15 protein-coding genes are annotated in these 17,949 nt (G+C 68.3%); 6 read left to right on the top strand and 9 right to left on the bottom strand.

Annotated elements, in window-relative coordinates:
* The first annotated feature begins 18 nt into the window (after window positions 1-18).
* Both BLT71_RS17590 and BLT71_RS17595 read left to right on the top strand, forming a co-directional pair.
* Complete coding sequence (locus BLT71_RS17590) at window positions 19-2,085, top strand: DUF6807 family protein (RefSeq protein WP_172830002.1); 2,067 nt, start codon at window positions 19-21, stop codon at window positions 2,083-2,085.
* Window positions 2,082-3,194, top strand: coding sequence for a M24 family metallopeptidase (locus BLT71_RS17595; protein ID WP_091722884.1), 1,113 nt, complete (start codon window positions 2,082-2,084; stop codon window positions 3,192-3,194). The genes BLT71_RS17590 and BLT71_RS17595 overlap by 4 nt, the downstream gene beginning before the upstream one ends.
* Before the next feature lie 119 nt (window positions 3,195-3,313).
* On the opposite strand, the gene BLT71_RS17600 is transcribed toward BLT71_RS17595, so the two are convergent.
* From BLT71_RS17600 to BLT71_RS17620, 5 genes are read right to left on the bottom strand one after another with little or no spacing between them, the layout of a single operon-like run.
* Window positions 3,314-4,765 carry an aldehyde dehydrogenase (NADP(+)) gene (locus BLT71_RS17600; protein ID WP_091722887.1) on the bottom strand — a complete coding sequence of 484 codons (1,452 nt, stop codon included), beginning with the start codon at window positions 4,763-4,765 and terminating at the stop codon, window positions 3,314-3,316.
* 58 nt (window positions 4,766-4,823) lie between these two features.
* Window positions 4,824-5,927: a mandelate racemase/muconate lactonizing enzyme family protein gene (locus BLT71_RS17605; RefSeq protein WP_091722890.1), complete on the bottom strand. Its 1,104-nt coding sequence runs from the start codon at window positions 5,925-5,927 to the stop codon at window positions 4,824-4,826.
* The gene (locus BLT71_RS17610; RefSeq protein WP_091722892.1) at window positions 5,927-6,829 is read right to left on the bottom strand and encodes a 5-dehydro-4-deoxyglucarate dehydratase; all 903 of its coding nucleotides are present in this window, start codon (window positions 6,827-6,829) and stop codon (window positions 5,927-5,929) included. Before BLT71_RS17610 ends, BLT71_RS17605 begins: the two co-directional genes overlap by 1 nt.
* Window positions 6,826-7,791 carry an NAD-dependent epimerase/dehydratase family protein gene (locus BLT71_RS17615; RefSeq protein WP_091722895.1) on the bottom strand — a complete coding sequence of 322 codons (966 nt, stop codon included), beginning with the start codon at window positions 7,789-7,791 and terminating at the stop codon, window positions 6,826-6,828. Before BLT71_RS17615 ends, BLT71_RS17610 begins: the two co-directional genes overlap by 4 nt.
* Window positions 7,792-7,829: 38 nt before the next feature.
* Window positions 7,830-9,242: a Gfo/Idh/MocA family protein gene (locus BLT71_RS17620; RefSeq protein WP_091722898.1), complete on the bottom strand. Its 1,413-nt coding sequence runs from the start codon at window positions 9,240-9,242 to the stop codon at window positions 7,830-7,832.
* Between the two features lie 358 nt (window positions 9,243-9,600).
* On the opposite strand from BLT71_RS17620, the gene BLT71_RS17625 reads away from it, so the two are divergent.
* On the top strand, window positions 9,601-10,635 hold the full coding sequence (locus tag BLT71_RS17625) for a LacI family DNA-binding transcriptional regulator (protein WP_091722901.1): 1,035 nt from the start codon (window positions 9,601-9,603) through the stop codon (window positions 10,633-10,635).
* A 6-nt stretch (window positions 10,636-10,641) separates the two neighbouring features.
* On the opposite strand, the gene BLT71_RS17630 is transcribed toward BLT71_RS17625, so the two are convergent.
* Window positions 10,642-11,334, bottom strand: coding sequence for a FadR/GntR family transcriptional regulator (locus BLT71_RS17630; protein WP_091722903.1), 693 nt, complete (start codon window positions 11,332-11,334; stop codon window positions 10,642-10,644).
* A gap of 67 nt (window positions 11,335-11,401) precedes the next feature.
* Here BLT71_RS17630 and BLT71_RS17635 point away from each other — a divergent pair, with 67 nt between their 5' ends.
* The gene (locus BLT71_RS17635) at window positions 11,402-12,763 is read left to right on the top strand and encodes an alpha-hydroxy acid oxidase (RefSeq protein WP_091722906.1); all 1,362 of its coding nucleotides are present in this window, start codon (window positions 11,402-11,404) and stop codon (window positions 12,761-12,763) included.
* A gap of 3 nt (window positions 12,764-12,766) precedes the next feature.
* Here BLT71_RS17635 and BLT71_RS17640 read toward each other — a convergent pair whose 3' ends face one another.
* Both BLT71_RS17640 and BLT71_RS17645 read right to left on the bottom strand, forming a co-directional pair.
* The gene (locus BLT71_RS17640) at window positions 12,767-13,468 is read right to left on the bottom strand and encodes an ArsR/SmtB family transcription factor (protein WP_091722908.1); all 702 of its coding nucleotides are present in this window, start codon (window positions 13,466-13,468) and stop codon (window positions 12,767-12,769) included.
* Window positions 13,469-13,545: 77 nt separating this feature from the next.
* Window positions 13,546-14,757, bottom strand: coding sequence for an acetoin utilization protein AcuC (locus BLT71_RS17645; RefSeq protein WP_091722911.1), 1,212 nt, complete (start codon window positions 14,755-14,757; stop codon window positions 13,546-13,548).
* Between the two features lie 104 nt (window positions 14,758-14,861).
* Here BLT71_RS17645 and BLT71_RS17650 point away from each other — a divergent pair, with 104 nt between their 5' ends.
* Together BLT71_RS17650 and BLT71_RS17655 are read left to right on the top strand one after the other, a co-directional pair.
* Complete coding sequence (locus BLT71_RS17650) at window positions 14,862-16,295, top strand: TrkH family potassium uptake protein (protein WP_091722913.1); 1,434 nt, start codon at window positions 14,862-14,864, stop codon at window positions 16,293-16,295.
* A 40-nt stretch (window positions 16,296-16,335) separates the two neighbouring features.
* Window positions 16,336-16,974, top strand: coding sequence for a potassium channel family protein (locus BLT71_RS17655; RefSeq protein WP_171059109.1), 639 nt, complete (start codon window positions 16,336-16,338; stop codon window positions 16,972-16,974).
* On the opposite strand, the gene proC is transcribed toward BLT71_RS17655, so the two are convergent.
* Window positions 16,971-17,804, bottom strand: coding sequence for a pyrroline-5-carboxylate reductase (gene proC / locus BLT71_RS17660; RefSeq protein WP_091722916.1), 834 nt, complete (start codon window positions 17,802-17,804; stop codon window positions 16,971-16,973). The genes BLT71_RS17655 and proC overlap by 4 nt on opposite strands.
* Window positions 17,805-17,949: the final 145 nt, after the last annotated feature.

A 17,949-nucleotide genomic window follows, 5' to 3' on the forward strand; every position in this document is an offset into this window, starting at 1 on the left:
CCCCACAAGGACCCTTTGATGATTTCGCACTCCGCCACCGCGGAACCGGGCAGCCGCCCCGAGGACCGTGCCGCTGCCGGCACCGCAGTCCCCCGCATTGCCCTGGTGGGCGTCCACGGCTTCGGCGAACGCCACCTTGCCAACCTGGCCCGGCTGGAAGAGGCAGGGGCACTGGAGCTCGTGGCCGTCGCCGATCCCAACCCGCCGGCGCCCGGCCGGCTCAAGGACACGGTGGCCGTCTTCCCGGACCTCAACAGCCTCCTCGCAGCGCAGACAACTGCCGAAGCGCGCGCAGACATTGTCATCCTCGCCACCCCTATCCAGACCCACGCGCCGCTGGCCACCGCCGCCCTCGCAGCCGGGCTGGATGTGTACGTGGAGAAGCCTCCCGTAGCGTCAATGGCCCAGTTCAATGACGTTCTGGCCGCGGCAGAGTCCTCGGGCCGGCTGGTCCAGGTGGGCTTCCAGAGCCTGGGGTCGCATGCCCTCCCGGCCATCAGGAACCTCGTGGAGTCCGGCGGCATCGGGGAGGTGCTGGGCCTCAGCGCCAGCGGCCAGTGGGTGCGGACCAAGGCCTACTTCAAGCGGTCCCGGTGGGCCGGCAAACGCAGCCTGGACGGCATCGACGTGGTGGACGGTGTAGCCACCAACGCGCTGGCCCACGCCGTAGCCACCGCCCTGCACATGGCCGGGGCGCACACGCTGGCCGATGTGGCCTCCGTGGAAACAGACCTCTACCGCGCGCATGACACCGAGAGCGACGATACGTCGGTGATCCGGGTCCGAACCGCCCACGGCACCACGCTGCTGTGCACCCTCACCCTGTGCGCTCCGGAGCAGGTAAACCCGTCCGTCTCCGTCCACGGTACCCGCGGCGAGATCACGTTCTTCTACACCGAGGACGAGGTAGTGGTCAGCACGCCCGACGGCGAGCGCCGGGAGAAGTACGGCCGCACCGACCTGTTGGAAAACCTGCTCGAGGCCCGCTCAACCGGAGCCCCGCTCCTGTCCGCGGTGGCGGACACGGGCGCCTTCACCTCGGTCCTCGAAGCCATCCGCACGTCGCCGGCGCCGGAGCCGATTGATTCCGCGCACATCACCTGGGAGGGCGAAGGCGACGACGCCCACCCCGTGGTGCACGGCGTCGTGGACCTCTTCGACCGCGCCGCCAAGGCTCAGGCCACGTTCGCCGAACTCGGCGTTCCCTGGGCGCGGCAGCTTCCGCCCGTCCGGACGCTGACGGTGGACGGGCACCCCGTGGCCGACTACCAGGACGGCAGCCACATCCGCGCCGTCTCCTCGCCGCGCCCCTACCTGCACCCCGTCCGCACCCTGGCCGGGACCGTGGTCACGGACCACCAGCCGTTGGACCACGTGTGGCACCTTGGCGCCGGCGTGGCCCTGCAGGATGTGGACGGCATCAACTTCTGGGGCGGCCGCACCTACACCCGTGAAGCCGGGCAGTACGTTTGGCGGCCAGACCACGGCAGCATCGCCGTCACCGGCACTGATGCCGGGCAGGATGGCCGCCTTGAGGAACTACTGACCTGGAACGGGCCCGACGGCGGCCCGATCCTCGTGGAGGAACGCCGCTGGAGCTGGTCCGGCGTCAACGCGTCGGCCTGGCGCCTGACCCTCGACTTCGCCCTCTCCCCCGCCGGAGACCAGCCGGTCAGCCTGGGCAGCCCGGGTTCCAACGGCCGCTTCGAGGGCGGGTACGGCGGATTCTTCTGGCGGCTCCCGGAATGCGGTGGCGCAAAGGTCTGGTCACCGGCCGGGACCGGTGAAGCAGGGGTCCACGGCACGGTGTCCCGGTGGCTTGCCTGGACGGGATCCTTCGGTGCAGGAACGGAGCGGGCCAGCGACGCCACGCTCGTGTTCTTTGCCCCGGAATCCTCCACCGACCCCTGGTTTGTCCGGGTGGACGGCTACCCCGGAGTGGGCCAGTCCCTCGCCTGGGACTCGCCTGTTATCGCAGAACCCGGCAGCCCCGTGCGCCGGAGCATTTCCGTCCTGGTGGCCGACGGCATCCTGGGCACAAACGACATCGAAGCACTGATCACTCAACAGGGGGACCTCTCATGACCCAGACAACAGCTGCACCGCCGCAGGCTGTCCGCATCGCCCCGGCCTCGGTCCGGGACCGCGCGGTGAAGCGCCGGCGGGTGCTGGACATCCTGGACGCCTCGGGCAAGGACGCCCTGCTCCTCACCACTCACACCGCCCTGACCTGGTACCTGGACGGCAGCCGCGTCCACATCAGCCTCGCCGGCGATCCCATCGCCGCGCTGCTGGTGGACCGCTCCGGCGACCACCTCGTGACCTTCAACAACGAAGCCGGACGCATCGCCGCAGAAGAACTGCCCGAAGGCGTGGCCCTCCACAGCGTGCCCTGGTACGGAAACCTCCACCAGGCCGCGGCCGCCGTCGGAAGCGTCCCCGGCGGATCCCTCCTGGCCGAAGCCGACGCCGCCACCGAGCTGCGGGCGGCGCGCCAGCAGTTGCTCCCGGCCGAGAGCGCCCGCTACGCCCGGCTGAGCGCCGACGTCGCCGCCATCATGACCGATGTGCTGTCCTCGGCACGGCCGGAGACCACGGAGTTCGAGCTGGCGTCGGCGCTGGCGGCCCGGGTGGTTTCCGTGGGCGCTGAGCCCCTGGTGCTGCTGTGCAACGGCAGCGGCCGCAGCGAGTTCCGGCACCCGCTGGCCACGCACGCGCCGCTGGGCCGCCGTGCCATGGCGGTCATTTGCGCCCGCCGCGACGGCCTGGTTGCCAACATCACCCGCTGGGTAAGATTCGACGCCGGAACACCGGAAGAGCGCGACGCCGAGTCCCGCATCGCGGCAGTTGAAGCCGACATTTTCGACGCGACGGTTCCCGGCGCCCGGCTGGACCGCATCTTCACCGAGATCCAGGCCGCCTACACCCGGCACGGCTTCGGCGCCGACCAGTGGGAACAGCACCACCAGGGCGGCCCGGCCGGCTACGCAGGCCGCGATCCCCGGGTCACCGCCGCAGCCACGGACACTGTGGTTCCCGGCCAGGCCTTCACGTGGAACCCTTCCGGCCCGGGCGTCAAGATCGAGGACACTGTGCAGCTCACCGAGAACGGGCTCCAGGTCCTGACTGTCGATCCCCGCTGGCCCGCCACCACCGTGAACGGGCTGGACCGGCCCGCGACACTGCAGCTGTAAGGGCAGACGCGCGCTCACATCATGCGCTTAAACCCCAAACGCCCGCTCACTAGTGGCCGCTAAGACGGCCCCCGGTGAGCGGGCGTTTCGGTTATACCGCCATCAAGTGAGCGGGCGTTTCAGGGAAGTACCAGTTCGCCGTCCACGCGGCGCGGAATGCCCAGCGGGTTGTCCTCGCGCAAGGCGGGGTGGAGCACCGTTTCCGGGGCGTCCTGGTAGGCGACGGGGCGCTGGAAGCGGCGGACCGCCGTCGCGCCCACCGAGGTGAACAGGGACGTGGTGGCCGGGTACGGGCCGCCGTGCTGCTGCGCCCAGTTCACGGCAACGCCGGTGGGCCAGCCTTCGAACAGGACCCGGCCGGCGAGACCGGACAGCTGCTCCACGAGGGCACCGATCTCCTCACCGGGCTGGGCGTGGAGTGTGGCGGTCAGGCTGCCCGGTACCTTGGCCAGGACCTCTGACAGTTCTGCCTGGTCCGTGTACTCGATGAGCATGGTGGTGGGGCCGAAGCACTCCTCCAGCAGCTGCTCCGGGCGTTCCAGCACCTTCGCGGCAGTGGTGGAAAAGACCACCGGCGCCGCACCGTTGGCCGCAGCGTCCTGGTCCACGGTGCCGCCCACCACGTCCACGCCGTCCACCGACGCAAAGCTGCGCAGGCCATCGGGGTAGGCCTCGGCGATGCGCCTGGTGAGCATGCCGTGGGCCGGCTTGTCCTTGCTGGCCTCGGCCACGTCCGCGGCGAAGGACGTCCCGGCCGGGATGAACACCAGGCCCGGCTTGGTGCAGAACTGTCCGGCGCCCAGGGTGAAGGAGCCTGCCAGCCCGGTGGCGAGTTCACCTGCCCGTTCCTTCAGTGCGGCGGCCGTGATGACCACCGGGTTGAGGCTGCCGAGCTCGCCGTAGAACGGAATGGGCTCCGGGCGGGACGTCGCGAGGTCGAACAGTGCCCGGCCGCCCGGGATGGAGCCTGTGAACCCGACCGCCTTGATGGCAGGGTCCTGCACCAGTGCCGTCCCCATTTCCCGGCCGCTGACCAGGGCGAAGAGGCCTTCCGGTGCGCCGGCGCCACGGAGCGCGTCAGCGACAATTTCCGCCGTCCGCTCCGAAAGCCGCACGTGGCCGGAGTGGGCCTTGACGATGACGGAGCAGCCAACAGCCAGGGCCGAGGCTGTGTCGCCGCCGGCAACGGAGAAGGCGAACGGGAAGTTCGACGCCGAGAACACAGCCACCGGGCCAATGGGCTTCAGGATGCGGCGCAAGTCGGGCTTTGGCGGGGTGGAGGACGGGTCCGCGTGGTCGATGATCGCTTCGAGGTAGGAGCCCTCGGTGATGACGCGCGCAAACAGGCGCAGCTGGCCGGTGGTGCGGGCCACCTCCCCGGCCAGCCGGGCAGCGCCCAGGCTGGTCTCGGAATCGGCGATCTCCACCAGTTCCGCGGCGTTCGCGTCCAGGGCGTCGGCCACCGCATTCAGCCAGCCCGCCCTCTCGGCGTCGGAAGCTGCTGCCGACGTACGGGCGGCGTCGGTAGCCGCCGTGGTCAGTTCGGACAGGGAAAGCGTTGCAGTTGTCACGTCAGGTACCTGTTCTGTTTATGTACGTTCTTCGTTACAGTGCGTGGTTGCCGTGTGCTCACACAACATCCCGGAAACGGAAGCCCAGTCCGGGCCGGTCCGCCAAGGTCACCCTGCTGTTGCTGAACCGGACCGGCGACGGCCCGTCCAGGATGCCCAGCTGTTCGAAGGACGCCTCTTCAACGTCCTCCACCAGCGTGGGCTCCGCCAGGGTCAGCGCCAGCTGCCCGGACAGCTCCGGCAGCAGGTGCGGCATCACCTTGATGCTGTTGGTCCGTGCCAGCTCCACGATCCGCCGGAACGGGGTGATTCCGCCAACCCGGATGATGTTGGGCTGGATGATGTCCACCGCCTCCGCCTCAATGAAATCGCGGAACCGGTAGATGGTGTGCAGGTTTTCGCCGAGGGCGATGGGCACTGGTGAGTGCTTCCGCAGCCGGCGGTAGGCCCAGAGGTCGTCCGCGCGGAGGGGTTCCTCCAGCCAGTCCAGCCCGTATTCGGAGAGCACCTCCAGTGCCCGGAAGGTGGTGGGCAGGTCCCACCGCTGGTTGGCGTCGATCATGAGCCGGCGGTCCGGTCCCAGGACGGAACGGACGGCGGCCACGCGTTCAGCATCTTCGCGGAGGTCCGGCTTGCCCACCTTGATCTTCACCGCCTGGTGGCCAGCGGCCACCCAGCGTTCGGTCTGGGCCACCAGTTCGTCCAGGGTGTAGTGCAGGTTCACCCCTGATCCGTAGACCTCGGCGGACTCCTGCCGCTGGCCGATCAGGCCGGTTACCGAGGTGCCGGCGTTGCGCGCCTGCAGGTCCCACAGGGCAAGGTCGAGTCCGGCCATCGCAATGGTGGTCAGTCCCCCGCCACCGGCCTCATGCAGCCGCTTCCACACCGCGTCCCACACCGTTTCCGGGTTGGCCGGAAGGCCGGTGACGAACGGTGCGATGTCGTAGTCCAGCAGCGCCTTGACCGCCTGCGGGCCAATGGTGGGGGTCCAGGAAAAACCGAGCCCCGCGCCGCCGTCGTCCGTGTGGATCTCCGTGGCGATCACGTGGTTCTCCGGCGCCTCCGCACCCCAGTGCCGGCGGAGCGGGACGGTCAGGAGCCGGGTGGTCAGCCCGGTGATCCGTGGAATGGTGCGGACGGCAACGGCTGCGGGGGCACTCATCAGCCGGCCAGCTCGTAGCCCCTGGCCAGGATGGCCTTGAGCTCCACCAGCTGTTCCTCGGTGGGATCCACCAGCGGCGGACGGACCGGGCCCACGGGGAGGCCGCCCAGGCGCAGGCCCGCCTTGATCAGCGAGACGCCGAAGCCCGGGGTCTGGTCGCGCAGGCGGACCAAGGGAGCGTAGAAGCCTTCGAGCAGTGCATTGCGCCGGTCCTCGTCATCGGAGACGTAGGCGGCGTAATAGGCCTTGGCGATCTCCGGTGCCATGGCGAACGCCGCCGAGGAGTAGAGCGGAATGCCCAGGCCGCGGTAGGCGCCCTGTGTGAGCTCGGCGGTGAGCAGGCCGTTGAAGAAGGCGAAGTCCTCGCGTCCGGTGGCCCTGACGGCGGAGACGATCTCCTGCGCCAGGCCCACATCGCCCAGTCCGTCCTTGAAGCCGACCACCTTGGGGTTGGCGGCCAGGCGCACCATGGAGGCGGCCGTGAACTTGGCGTTGCCACGGTGGTAGACGATCACCGGCAGGCTGCTCGCGTCGGCAACGGCTTCAATGTAGGCCACCAGGCCGTCGGTGGGGCCGGTGACGAGGTAGGGCGGCAGGACCAGGAGGGCGTCGGCCCCTGCTTCCTCGGCTGCCCTGGCGGCGGCGAGGGCGTGGCCCAGCGGCCCGCCGGCACCGGCAACCACGGGAACCTTGCCTGCCACGACCTCGACGGCGGCCGTCACCACGGTGCGGACCTCCTCGATGCTGAGGGCGTGGAATTCGCCGGTGCCGCAGGCGGGGAAGACGCCCCCGGGGCCGAACGGGAGCCGTGAAGCTATGTGCTCCTTGAGCAGGTCCACGTCAACGGCGCCTTCGGCCGTGAACGGTGTGACGGGGAAGAAGAGTACGCCGTCGAATTTCATGATGTCTCCTTGGTTCCGCTGCCGGCGGTCACCAGCGCGGAGGTCTCGTCGTTGAGGGTTTGGTGGGACTTGAGTTCAGTGCGCCAGCTGCGCTTGGGCTGCCAGCCCAGCAGTTCCTGCGCCTTGGCGATGGAGAAGGCGGGGCTGGTGCCGGTGAGGCCGCCGCTGATGGCGTCGCTGCCGGGCAGGAACCGGGGCATGAGTTCTGCCAGGGGCGCGGTGGCCAGGGCATCGGCTGCGCCCACGAAGAAGGTCTCGCCGTTCGGGATGGACTCCATCCTGTCCAGCAGCAGGTCCAGGAACTCCGCCACATCACGTGCGTCCACGTAGTTGAACAGGGCCGGCGCGGACAGTGCGGGATCGGCAAGCCGCTCGGCAAGGGTGTGGCCCTGCTGGGTGGGAGCGCCTTCCCATTCCTCAGGGGAAATCACGAAGCACGGGCGGAACGCCGCGTAACGGATCCTGTCCCCTTGGGCTGCGGCGAACATCTGGACTGTCTGCTCCGCGATGAGTTTGGACAGGGCATAGGCGTTCCACGGCTTGGCAGGCGTGCGCTCATCCAGCGGGAACGACGGCGGGAGCCAGCCCGCGGGCGACCCGTAGCCGAGCACCGTGGGGCTGCTGGCGGTGATGATCTTCGGCACGCCCAGCTCCGTCGCCGCGCTGACGACGGCGAAGGCGAGCCGCGTGTTCGTGGCAAAAATGACGTCCTCGGGTGCGCTGAAAGGCACGGCGATCGCGGCGAGGTGGATGACGGCGTCGGGCCTGGCGTCCCGGAGGAGGCGAAGAGCCTCCCCCGGTGCCAGCAGGTCAGCGGTTGCCTGTTCTACGCCAGCCGGCAGCAGCTCGGCCGGCAGGGCGTCGCGGTCCACCGAGATGACGTGGTGGCCGGCTTCGGCGAGCCCCGCCACCACACTGCGTCCCAGCCGGCCGGAGCCGCCGGTGACAAAGATCCTGCTCATGGTTGTTCCTTAGGGTCCGGTGATCGTGGGTGCGGGCATCAGGGGGCGCGCCGGAGGTCGACGCCGAGGTCCAGGTCCTCGATGCGCACGGGCAGGGATGATTCGAGCGAACGGTTGCCGGCGATGCCGACGGAAACCGAGCGGAGGCCGTCCAGGTAGCCGGAGGGCCGGCCCAGCGGGTCCTCGCCGGGGCCGTTGAAGAGGTCGGAGAGCAGGAGGGCGTCGCCGCCGCCGTGGCCGCCTTCGCCGTTGACGATGGGCACCTCGTAGGCAGGCTCCCAGTGGCGCTGGACCACCAGGCGCTCACCGTTGCGGCGGACGGCGTCCTCTTCCTCGACAGGTGTGGCGCTGGGATCAACAACGGTCTTCTTGTCCGTGCTGTGCAGGACGGCGGCGCGTTCCACCACCTCGAGTTCGGCCCGGCCTTCGGTGCCGTTGACCGCCACGCGGTAGCCCTCCCAGGGGCTGTGGGCGTTCAGGGAGTAGCTCAGGCGGGGACCGCCCTGGTACTCCACCACCAGTGCCAGGTTGTCCTCGATGGTGATGCCGCCGGTGAAGACGTCCTGGTCACGGCGGTAGCCGTCGTAGTGCTCGTTGTCCAGGAAGAGGGCCTTGAGCCGCTCATCTTCACGCAGGTCGAGGGCGAACGGATCCCGTTCGCCGGCAGGGGTGTCCGCAGCCGGGGTGCCGCGTTCGGGACGGGCGCCGAGTCCCCGTTCAGCCGCGTTGGTGTCACCGTAGAACTTCAGGCCGCCGGACGCGAAGACGCGCTCGGGGACGTCGTCGATCCACCAGTTGACCAGGTCGAAGTGGTGGGAGGCCTTGTGGATGAGCAGGCCGCCCGAGTTCTTCTTTTCCCGGTGCCAGCGGCGGAAGTAGTCGGCGCCGTGGACGGTGTCCAGGACCCAGCTGAAGTCAATGGAGGTGACCTTGCCGATCACGCCGCTCTGGATGATTTCCTTGAGGGCGCTGTTGCGCGGCGAGTAGCGGTAATTGAAGGTGACCACCACGTTGCGCCCGGTCTCCTGCACGGCCTGGGTGATGCGGCGGCAGCCTTCGGCGTCGATGGTGAGCGGCTTTTCGACGACGACGTCGGCGCCGGCGCGCAGCCCCTCGACAATGAAGTCGGCGTGCGTGTAGTCCGGCGTGGTGACCACGACGCGGTCAATGTTGTTGGCCTGGACGAACGCCGTCAGGTCCTTGGGGTCGAACGAGGCGATGGGCCCCGGGGCGCCGAGTTCCTGGATCAGCTTCTGGTAGAACTCCACCCGGCCGGGGTTGACGTCGGAGAAGGCCACGAGTTCCGCGGTGTCGGCGTGCTTGCCGAAGATGGCGCGGATGTACATCTCGGAGCGTCCGCCGGTACCGATCAGGGCGAAGCGGGCCTTGCCGCCGTTTCCGGGGTGGGCTCCGGTGGCCACTGCTGGACTCGATTCGGCTGTGTTGACCATGGGGTCCCTTTCAAAGACTGGTGCCCGGCCTGCTAGGTGATCCGGGGAGGTGGCGCCGGCGCACTGCAGCACCGTTGAGAAAGCGTTTTCTCAGTTCGCTATATGATTTGTATCAACAGCAACCTGCTTCCGTCAACCATTATGGGCACTGGGAGAAAGCGTTTTCTATCCCCGGCGCGTCCATGGGTTCACGGAAAAGCGGGAAAAGCGTGGGAAAACACGGGAAAACAATAGAAATCGCTTTCCCATCGCGTTATATGCTGTCTCTCAACACACCGCCATCAGGCGGCCGGAAGCTGCTGCAGCGCTGGCAATCCGGCCGGGGACCCGAAGTCCGTGGCGCTAGGAAAGGTTCCCTATGGTCAGGAAATCGGCAACCGGCCGAATCGGCATCGCAGATGTCGCCGTGAAGGCGGGCGTCTCGCACGCCACGGTTTCCCGCGTCATGAACGGCAACTACACGGTGGACCCGGAGATCGCCTCCCGCGTCCGCGCGGCGGCGGCCGAGTTGAAGTACCAGCCCAACCCCGTCGGGCGCAGCCTGGCGCTGGGCAAGACGGACACCATCGGGATTGTGGTGCCGGACCTGGCCAACCCCACCTTTCAGGCGATCCTGCGCGGGCTGAGCCGCGCCGCCGCCCAGGATGGCTACCGCGTTTTGATCGCCGACTCCTTCGAGGTCTCCAGTGAGGAGGCCATCCTCGCCGGTGAGGCACGCCGCCGCTGCGACGGCCTCGTCCTGTGCGCACCCCGCATGACGGATGCCGAGCTGGAAGAAATCGCGCCGTCCCTGCACCCGCTCGTGCTGATCAACCGCACCACCGCCACCACTGGCGTGCCCAGCCTGGTGGTGGACTACGGGCAGGGCGTCCAGGACCTCGCCGAACACCTGGTGGAGCTGGGCCACACCAGGCTGGCGTTCCTGGCAGGGCCGCCGCGGAGTGCCTCCAACGGCATGCGCCTGCAGGGCCTGGAAACGTTCAAGACGGCCCACCCCCACGTGGATGTCACCATGCTTGAAGGCGGCTCGGACTTCGATACCGGCCACGAGGCCGTGGACGCGGTCCTGGAATCAGGCGCCACAGGCATCCTGGCCTTCAACGACCTCGTGGCCATGGGGCTCATGAGCGGCCTGCATGAACGCGGGATCAACGTCCCGGGCGACATGTCCGTCACCGGCTTCGATGACATTCCTTTTGCCAAGTACACGACGCCGGCCCTCACCACCGCGGCGGTGCCCATCACCGAGCTGGGCGAGCAAGCCTGGCGCCAGCTCCGGGCCCTCATCCGCAAAGAGGAGAACGACGCCCCGGGCAGCAGGTACCAGCCGCGGCTTGAGGTGCGTTCCAGCAGCGGCCCCGCCAGGGCAGCGCGGACTGCTGTCCACGGCTGAGCGGGGTCAGCGGCCCGGGGCCAGCCCGGCTTCCTGGTAGAAACCCTCGATGTGGGCAGCAACCAGCAGTGCCGCGGTCCCGCCGTCGCCCGCCCTGATGGCGGCAAGGATGTCCCGGTGCTCCGTGCGCAGCCGGCATGACGTGGCTTCCCAGTCCGGCAGGTTGGCGGTGAGATCAGCCGCGTAACCCTGGATCGATTCCCGCAGCGAACCCATCATGGCGCTGACCACCGCATTTCCCGCGGCATCGGCAAGCGCCAGATGGAACCGCACGTCGAGGGCCAGGAAGTCGTTGGCGGGGAGGCTTTCCGCCGCCATGGCCTCCAGCAGCGCCGCAGCCTCATCCAGCACCGGCGCGTCCGGGAGCGCTTTGGCAGCTGCCCAGGACTCCAGCAGCACGCGGGTCTCCACGATGTCCGCCACCGGCAGGTGCCGGGTTGCCACATGCAGCCGCAGCGCGGAGCCGAGGGCCGCGGCGGGGTCCGAAATCACCACCGTGCCTGCCTCCGGCCCCGATCCCACGCCGGCCCGCACCACCCCCATGGCTTCCAGGACCCGGATGGCTTCACGCACCGACGTCCGCGAGACCTTCAGCAGCTCGGCGAGGCTGCGCTCGGCCGGCAGCCTGCCGCCCACGGCCAGCCTGCCGGCTGAGAGTTCGTTCTCGATCCAGTGCAGGACCAACTGGTGGGTGCGCATGGATGAATAGTACTTGATGTGGTTGGACCACAGAGTCTAGAGTGTGGTTAGACCACAGGAGGACGACATGACCCACACCATCCAACCCAACAATCCGGACGCCACCCCCGGCCCGGAGGCCACGGACATTCCCGCAGCCCAGGCACCTGCCGGGGCTCCGCCGTCGTCCGCCCCTGCCGGTTCCGCCGCCGCTGCCCTGCCTGCGGCGCTGCGCCGCCGTGTCCCCAAGTACTCGGACCTGGCACCGCTCATGCAGTTCAAGAAGCCGGACTTCAGCAGGGACGCCCGGCTCAAGCGGGCCAGCACCATCTGGGAACTCCGGGACATCGCCAAGCGCCGCACCCCGCAGGCGCCCTTCGACTACACCGACGGCGCAGCCGAAGGGGAAATCACCCTCCGCCGCGCGCGCCAGGCTTTCCTGGACATCGAATTCCGGCCGGGCATCCTCCGGAACGTGTCCGCCATCGACCTCAGCACGGACATCCTGGGCAAGCCCTCCCGCCTCCCGGTGGGCATCGCGCCCACCGGCTTCACGCGGATGATGCAGTCCGAGGGTGAGTACGCCGGTTCCCAGGCGGCCGAGGCTGCGGGCATCCCCTACACGCTGTCCACCATGGGCACGGCCTCCATCGAGGACGTGGCCGCTGCAGCGCCGAACGGCCGCAACTGGTTCCAGCTCTACCTGTGGACGGACCGGGACCGGTCGCTGGAACTCATCGAACGCGCTGCGAAGGCCGGCAATGACACCCTCATGGTCACCGTGGACACCGCCGTGGCCGGCGCCCGCCTGCGGGACGTCCGCAACGGCATGACCATCCCGCCGGCGCTGACCCTCAAGACCGTCCTGGATGCCTCGTACCGGCCCGCCTGGTGGTTCAACTTCCTCACGCACGAGCCGCTGACCTTCGCCTCACTCTCCCGCTACACCGGCACCGTGGCAGACCTCATCAACTCCATGTTCGACCCCACGCTCACGTTCGAGGACCTCGACTGGCTCAGGGAAACCTGGAAGGGCAAGTTGGTGGTCAAGGGCATCCAGACGGTGGAGGACGCCCGCCGCGTGGTGGACCACGGCGCCGACGGAGTGGTCCTGTCCAACCACGGCGGCCGGCAACTGGACCGGGCACCCATCCCCTTCCACCTGCTCCCAGAAGTCCGGCAGGCCTTCACCGCGGACAACACTGACGCGGCCATCATGCTGGACACGGGAATCATGAGCGGCGCGGACATTGTGGCGGCGCTGGCACTGGGCGCCGACTTCACGCTGATCGGCCGGGCCTACCTCTACGGTCTGATGGCTGGCGGCCGCACTGGCGTGGACCGCACCCTGCAGATCCTGGAAAAGGACATGGCCCGCACCATGGCGCTGCTCGGCGTGAGCCGGATCGCCGACCTGACGCCGGAGCACGTCCGGCTGCTGGGGAGGTAGGCCCTACTTCTTGCGCCCGAACTTCGGCAGGTTGGGGAGGTTGGCCAGCAGGTCGGCGGCCCGGGTGGCGGCACGCCCCACCGACCTGCCGATCTGCTGCGGAACGCTGTCATCGCTGAGCGGCGCCGAAGTGCCGCCCGGAATGACGACGGCGGGACTCAATTCTGCGCCGTCCCGCACCAGGACGTCAGCGGACACAGCGCCGGCGGGGACCGCTTCGGGCATCCGCTCGCCGACGCTGGCTCGTTCGGTGGCAGCGGATTCGGCGTCGGCGGTTTCGGCGTCGGCGGATTCGGCCGGAGCAGATTTAGCCGGGGCAGATTGAGCGGCGGCAGGTTCCGGGGCAGCAGTGGCCGCGGCCGGCTTCTGTGCGGCGGATCCGGCGGGCATCGTGCTGGCTGTAGCTTCGGTCGCGGCGGCGGCTTCAGGCACCGTGGCGGGAGCGCCGACGTCGAACATCCCCAGCCAGCTGGCCACGCCCTCAAGGGGCTTCCGGTTCAGCGCGTAGTAGCGTTTTTGGCCCTGCGCGCGCATGCTCACCAGCTGCGCCTCGCGGAGGACTTTCAGGTGCTTGGAAATGGTGGGCTGGCTTGCTGCCAGTTCCTCCACCAGTTCGCCCACGGCTTTGTCCCCGTTGCACAGCGAAACCAGGATGTCCCGCCGGGTTGATTCCGCAATGACGGCAAATACGTCGTCTGTCACCATGACTCCCACCCTAACGACATATACGCCGAAAGGCATCAACTATTTCGGGGTCTGGAGGGAATGGGACGGAGGCCACGTCAGTCGAACCAGGGGTCCAGTCCATGCAGCGGAAAAACGGCCTTGCGGGTGGCCATCACCGTGCGGTCCACGGCGTCGTTGGGGTCGAACCCGACCTCCCAGGAGCGCCACCACAACTCGACGTCGTCGCCCATCAGCTCCGGCGCGGTGGCACCGTATTTGGCTTCGACATAGTCGCGCCAGTCCTGCGGCACCGGGGTGCGGAGGGGCACCGGACGGCCCGCCGCGATGGCCACGAGGTGGCTCCAGGCGCGGGGCACCACGTCCACCACGTTGTATCCGCCGCCGCCGGTGGCGATCCACCGTCCGCCACAGAATTGCGCAGCGAGGTTAGCGACGGCGGACGCGGCCTCACGCTGGCCGTCCACGCTGAGGTTGAGGTGGGTCAGCGGATCCGTCCGGTGCGAATCGCAGCCGTGCTGGCTCACAATCACCTCCGGTGCAAAGGCGGCCACCACCTGGGGAACCACCGCATAAAACGCCCGCAGCCAGCCGGCATCCCCGGTTCCCGAGGGCAGGGCCACGTTTACTGCCGTCCCCTCGGCCTCCGGGCCGCCGATCTCGTTGGCGAAGCCTGTACCGGGGAAGAGGGTCATTCCCGATTCGTGCAGCGAGAGTGTCAGCACCCGGGGATCGTTCCAGAAGATGCTTTCCGTTCCATCGCCGTGGTGGGCATCGACGTCGATGTACGCCACCTTGCGGACGCCGCCGTCGAGCAGCTTCTGCACGGCCAGTGCGGCGTCGTTGTAGATGCAGAAGCCGCTGGCCCTTTCCCGGGCGGCGTGGTGCATGCCTCCACCGAAGTTGACGGCGTGCACGGCCGAGCCGTCCAGGATCCGGGAGGCCGCCAGCAGCGAGCCGCCGGCCAGCCGGGCGGCGGCCTCATGCATGCCGGCAAACGCGGGGTCGTCCTCGGTGCCCAGGCCCCTCGATTCATCGGGGGTGGACGGATCGGCGCTGACCTTCCGCACCGCTGCCACGTAGTCCGCCGAGTGGACTGCTTCGAGTTCACTGTCCGTTGCCACGCCCGGCGCTTCCACCGCCACATGGTCCAGGTGGAACAGGCCCAGGCTTTCCGCCAGGCGCGCTGTGAGCTCCATCCGCGCGGGCGCCATGGGGTGCCCGTGGCCAAAGTTGTACGCCGTCATGTCAGCGCCCCATGCCACCATCGTTGGCGGCGCGGGCTGGCGGAGGCCGGGCAGGTATGTCATCAATCACAGGCTACCTGAGCACAGCACCCTGCCGGCCCGGCCATGACGCGGCCTTTAGTGGTTTACTACTGGGGGAAGCAGATTCGACCGAGGAAAAGCCACACATGACGCAAAGCCAGTCGAGGCCCCGGACCCCGGCCAGCTGGCACCCCCCAGCGCAGGAGCGGGAGGGCCTCTGGATCTTTACCCGGTTGCGCGACTTCATCGACGACATCGCCAACACCTCCCCCGCCCGGCTCGCCCTCAGCGCATTCGCCGGGGTGTGCCTGGTGTTCACCTTCCTGCTGTCCCTTCCGGTGTCCTCTGCCTCCGGCACAGCCACGCCGCTGCACCAAGCCCTGTTCACGGCCGTTTCGGCGGTCTGTGTCACCGGGCTGACGGTGGTGTCCACTGCGGTCCACTGGTCCTTCTTCGGACAGCTGGTGATCCTGGTGGGCATCTTCATCGGTGGTTTGGGCACCCTCACCCTGGCCTCGCTCCTGGCGCTCATGGTCAGCAAGCGGCTCGGCGTGCGCGGCAAGATTATCGCCGCCGAGTCCATGAACAACGCAGGGCGCCTGGGCGAGGTCGGCACCCTGCTCCGGATCGTCATCACCACGTCGGTGGTCATCGAAGGCATTCTGGCCCTGACCCTGATCCCCCGCTTCCTCACCCTCGGCGAGGGCTTCTGGCAGTCCGTCTGGCACGGCATCTTCTACGCCATTTCAGCGTTCAACAACGCCGGCTTCACGCCGCACTCGGACGGCATCGTGCCCTACGAGACAGACTTGTGGATCCTGATTCCCCTCATGGTGGGAGTCTTCCTGGGCAGCCTCGGCTTTCCGGTGGTGATGGTCCTGCAGCAGAACGGGCTGAACTGGAAGAAATGGAACCTGCACACCAAGCTCACCATCCAGGTCTCCTTCATCCTCCTGGCCGCCGGAGCGTTCCTCTGGGCGCTGATGGAGTGGGACAACGCCCGCACCATCGGGCCCATGGGGCTCGGTGACAAACTGACCCATTCCCTCTTTGCCTCCGTCATGACCCGATCCGGCGGCTTCAACCTGGTGGACCAGAACCACATGGAATCAACCACCAAGCTGCTCACGGACGCACTGATGTTCGCCGGCGGCGGCTCGGCATCGACGGCGGGCGGCATCAAGGTGACCACCATTGCCGTCATGTTCCTGGCCATCATTGCCGAGGCGCGCGGCGACGCGGACGTGAAGGTGTACGGCCGGACCATTCCGCAGGGCACCATGCGGGTGGCCATTTCCGTGATCGTTGCCGGTGCCACACTGGTTTCCGTCTCCGCCTTCCTGCTTCTGCAGATCAGCGGCGCGTCCCTGGACCGGGTACTGTTTGAGACGATTTCGGCCTTCGCCACCGTTGGCCTGAGCACCGGGCTCAGCGCCGAGGTGGCGCCCGAAGGTGTCTACGTCCTCACCGCGCTCATGTTCGCAGGCCGCGTGGGCACCGTGACCCTCGCCGCTGCCCTGGCCCTGCGCCAGCGCAGCCAGCTGTACCACTACCCCGAAGAGAGGCCCATCATTGGCTAGTTCGTCAGAAGCTTCCCGGCGCCCCGCCCACAACGCGCCGGTGCTGGTTATCGGGCTGGGCCGCTTCGGCTCGTCCACGGCCGAGCAACTGGTCAAGCAGGGCCGCGAGGTCCTGGCGATCGAGCGGGACCGGAGCCTGGTGCAGAAGTGGGCTCCGCTGCTGACCCATGTGGTGGAGGCGGACGCCACCAACATCGACGCCCTGCGCCAGCTCGGTGCGCAGGAATTCAGCTCGGCAGTGGTGGGCGTGGGCACCTCAATCGAGTCCTCGGTGCTGATCACGGTGAACCTGGTGGACCTTGGCATCGAGCACCTGTGGGTGAAGGCCATTACGCCGTCCCACGGCAAGATCCTGACCCGGATTGGCGCCAACCACGTGATTTATCCGGAAGCGGACGCCGGCGTCCGGGCGGCGCACCTGGTGTCCGGCCGCATGCTGGACTTCATTGAATTCGATGACGACTTCGCCATCGTCAAGATGTACCCGCCACGCGAAACGGTAGGCTTCACGCTGGATGAATCGAAGGTCCGCTCGAAGTACGGCGTGACAATCGTCGGTGTGAAGTCCCCGGGCGAGGACTTCACCTACGCCCGCCCGGAGACCAAGGTTTCCTCCCGCGACATGCTGATCGTCTCAGGCCACGTGGACCTGCTGGAGCGGTTCGCGGCCCGCCCTTAGCCGAGCTGCTTGGTGATTTCCGCTGCCCGGTCCGCTGCTGCCCGCGCGCCGGCCGCGATGATGGACGGAATGCCCTGTTCATCGAAGGTGGCAATGGCGCGTTCGGTGGTGCCGTTGGGGCTGGTTACTGACTTGCGGAGCGCCGACGGATCCGCGCCGGGCTCTGCCAGCATAAAGCCGGCGCCCGCCACGGTCTCCCGTGCCAGCAGCACTGCGAGATCGCGGTCCAGGCCCAGCTCTTCCCCTGCCGAGGCCATGGCCTCAGCCAGGTAGAAGGCGTAGGCGGGGCCGGAGCCGCTGATGGCCGAGAGCGCGTCCACCTGTTCCTCGGGCACTTCGACGACGGTCCCCGCACCTTGGAAGAGGTCCTTCACCTGCTGGAGCTGGCCGGGTGTGCAGTTGGTGCCGGGCGAGACGGAGATGACGCCGCGGCCCAGTTTCGCCGGGGTGTTGGGCATGGTCCGGATAACGGGCTGCCCCGCCGGGAGGGCGGCTTCAAGCTGGGCGATGGAGACGGCTGCGGCAACGCTGACTACGATCGTGTCCGGGGTGAGCGCGGGGCTGATCTCCCGGGCAAGGTCCGCAATGCCCACCGGCTTGACGCCAAGGATCGCGACGGCGGACCCTTTCGCGGCCTGCCGGTTGTTGTCCGGTTCCTCCTCGCCGGCGATCGCGGTGATGCCGTGGTACCGCTCGGCCAGTTCAGCGGCACGCTCGGCCCGGCGGACTGTTGCCACGATGTCTGCCGGGTTGGTGCCGGCTTCCACCAGGCCGCCGAGGATGGCTTCGTTCATGGACCCACAGCCAAGGAATGCGATTCGGTTGCTCATGGCTCCATCATTGCAGGCTGCCCCCATTCACAGGCAACTCCCATGTTCAGTGCAGGGAGCGCACAACTTGCGGTCCTAATGTAGTTATTACCTCATTGAGGGTGCGAGTGATGCGGCAGGCATGGGGATGCCTGCCAGGGCACCG

The sequence above is a fragment of the Pseudarthrobacter equi genome (assembly GCF_900105535.1).
Taxonomy (GTDB): Bacteria; Actinomycetota; Actinomycetes; order Actinomycetales; family Micrococcaceae; genus Arthrobacter; species Arthrobacter equi.

Bases quoted from the DNA above. Each gene is read 5' to 3' on its own strand.
- BLT71_RS17635 (WP_091722906.1), top strand. From the start codon at position 11,402: ATGACCCACACCATCCAACCCAACAATCCGGACGCCACCCCCGGCCCG.
- BLT71_RS17650 (WP_091722913.1), top strand. From the start codon at position 14,862: ATGACGCAAAGCCAGTCGAGGCCCCGGACCCCGGCCAGCTGGCACCCC.
- BLT71_RS17610 (WP_091722892.1), bottom strand. From the start codon at position 6,829: ATGAAATTCGACGGCGTACTCTTCTTCCCCGTCACACCGTTCACGGCC.
- BLT71_RS17590 (WP_172830002.1), top strand. From the start codon at position 19: ATGATTTCGCACTCCGCCACCGCGGAACCGGGCAGCCGCCCCGAGGAC.
- BLT71_RS17625 (WP_091722901.1), top strand. From the start codon at position 9,601: ATGGTCAGGAAATCGGCAACCGGCCGAATCGGCATCGCAGATGTCGCC.
- proC (WP_091722916.1), bottom strand. From the start codon at position 17,804: ATGAGCAACCGAATCGCATTCCTTGGCTGTGGGTCCATGAACGAAGCC.
- BLT71_RS17605 (WP_091722890.1), bottom strand. From the start codon at position 5,927: ATGAGTGCCCCCGCAGCCGTTGCCGTCCGCACCATTCCACGGATCACC.
- BLT71_RS17645 (WP_091722911.1), bottom strand. From the start codon at position 14,757: ATGACATACCTGCCCGGCCTCCGCCAGCCCGCGCCGCCAACGATGGTG.
- BLT71_RS17630 (WP_091722903.1), bottom strand. From the start codon at position 11,334: ATGCGCACCCACCAGTTGGTCCTGCACTGGATCGAGAACGAACTCTCA.
- BLT71_RS17640 (WP_091722908.1), bottom strand. From the start codon at position 13,468: ATGGTGACAGACGACGTATTTGCCGTCATTGCGGAATCAACCCGGCGG.
- BLT71_RS17615 (WP_091722895.1), bottom strand. From the start codon at position 7,791: ATGAGCAGGATCTTTGTCACCGGCGGCTCCGGCCGGCTGGGACGCAGT.
- BLT71_RS17595 (WP_091722884.1), top strand. From the start codon at position 2,082: ATGACCCAGACAACAGCTGCACCGCCGCAGGCTGTCCGCATCGCCCCG.
- BLT71_RS17620 (WP_091722898.1), bottom strand. From the start codon at position 9,242: ATGGTCAACACAGCCGAATCGAGTCCAGCAGTGGCCACCGGAGCCCAC.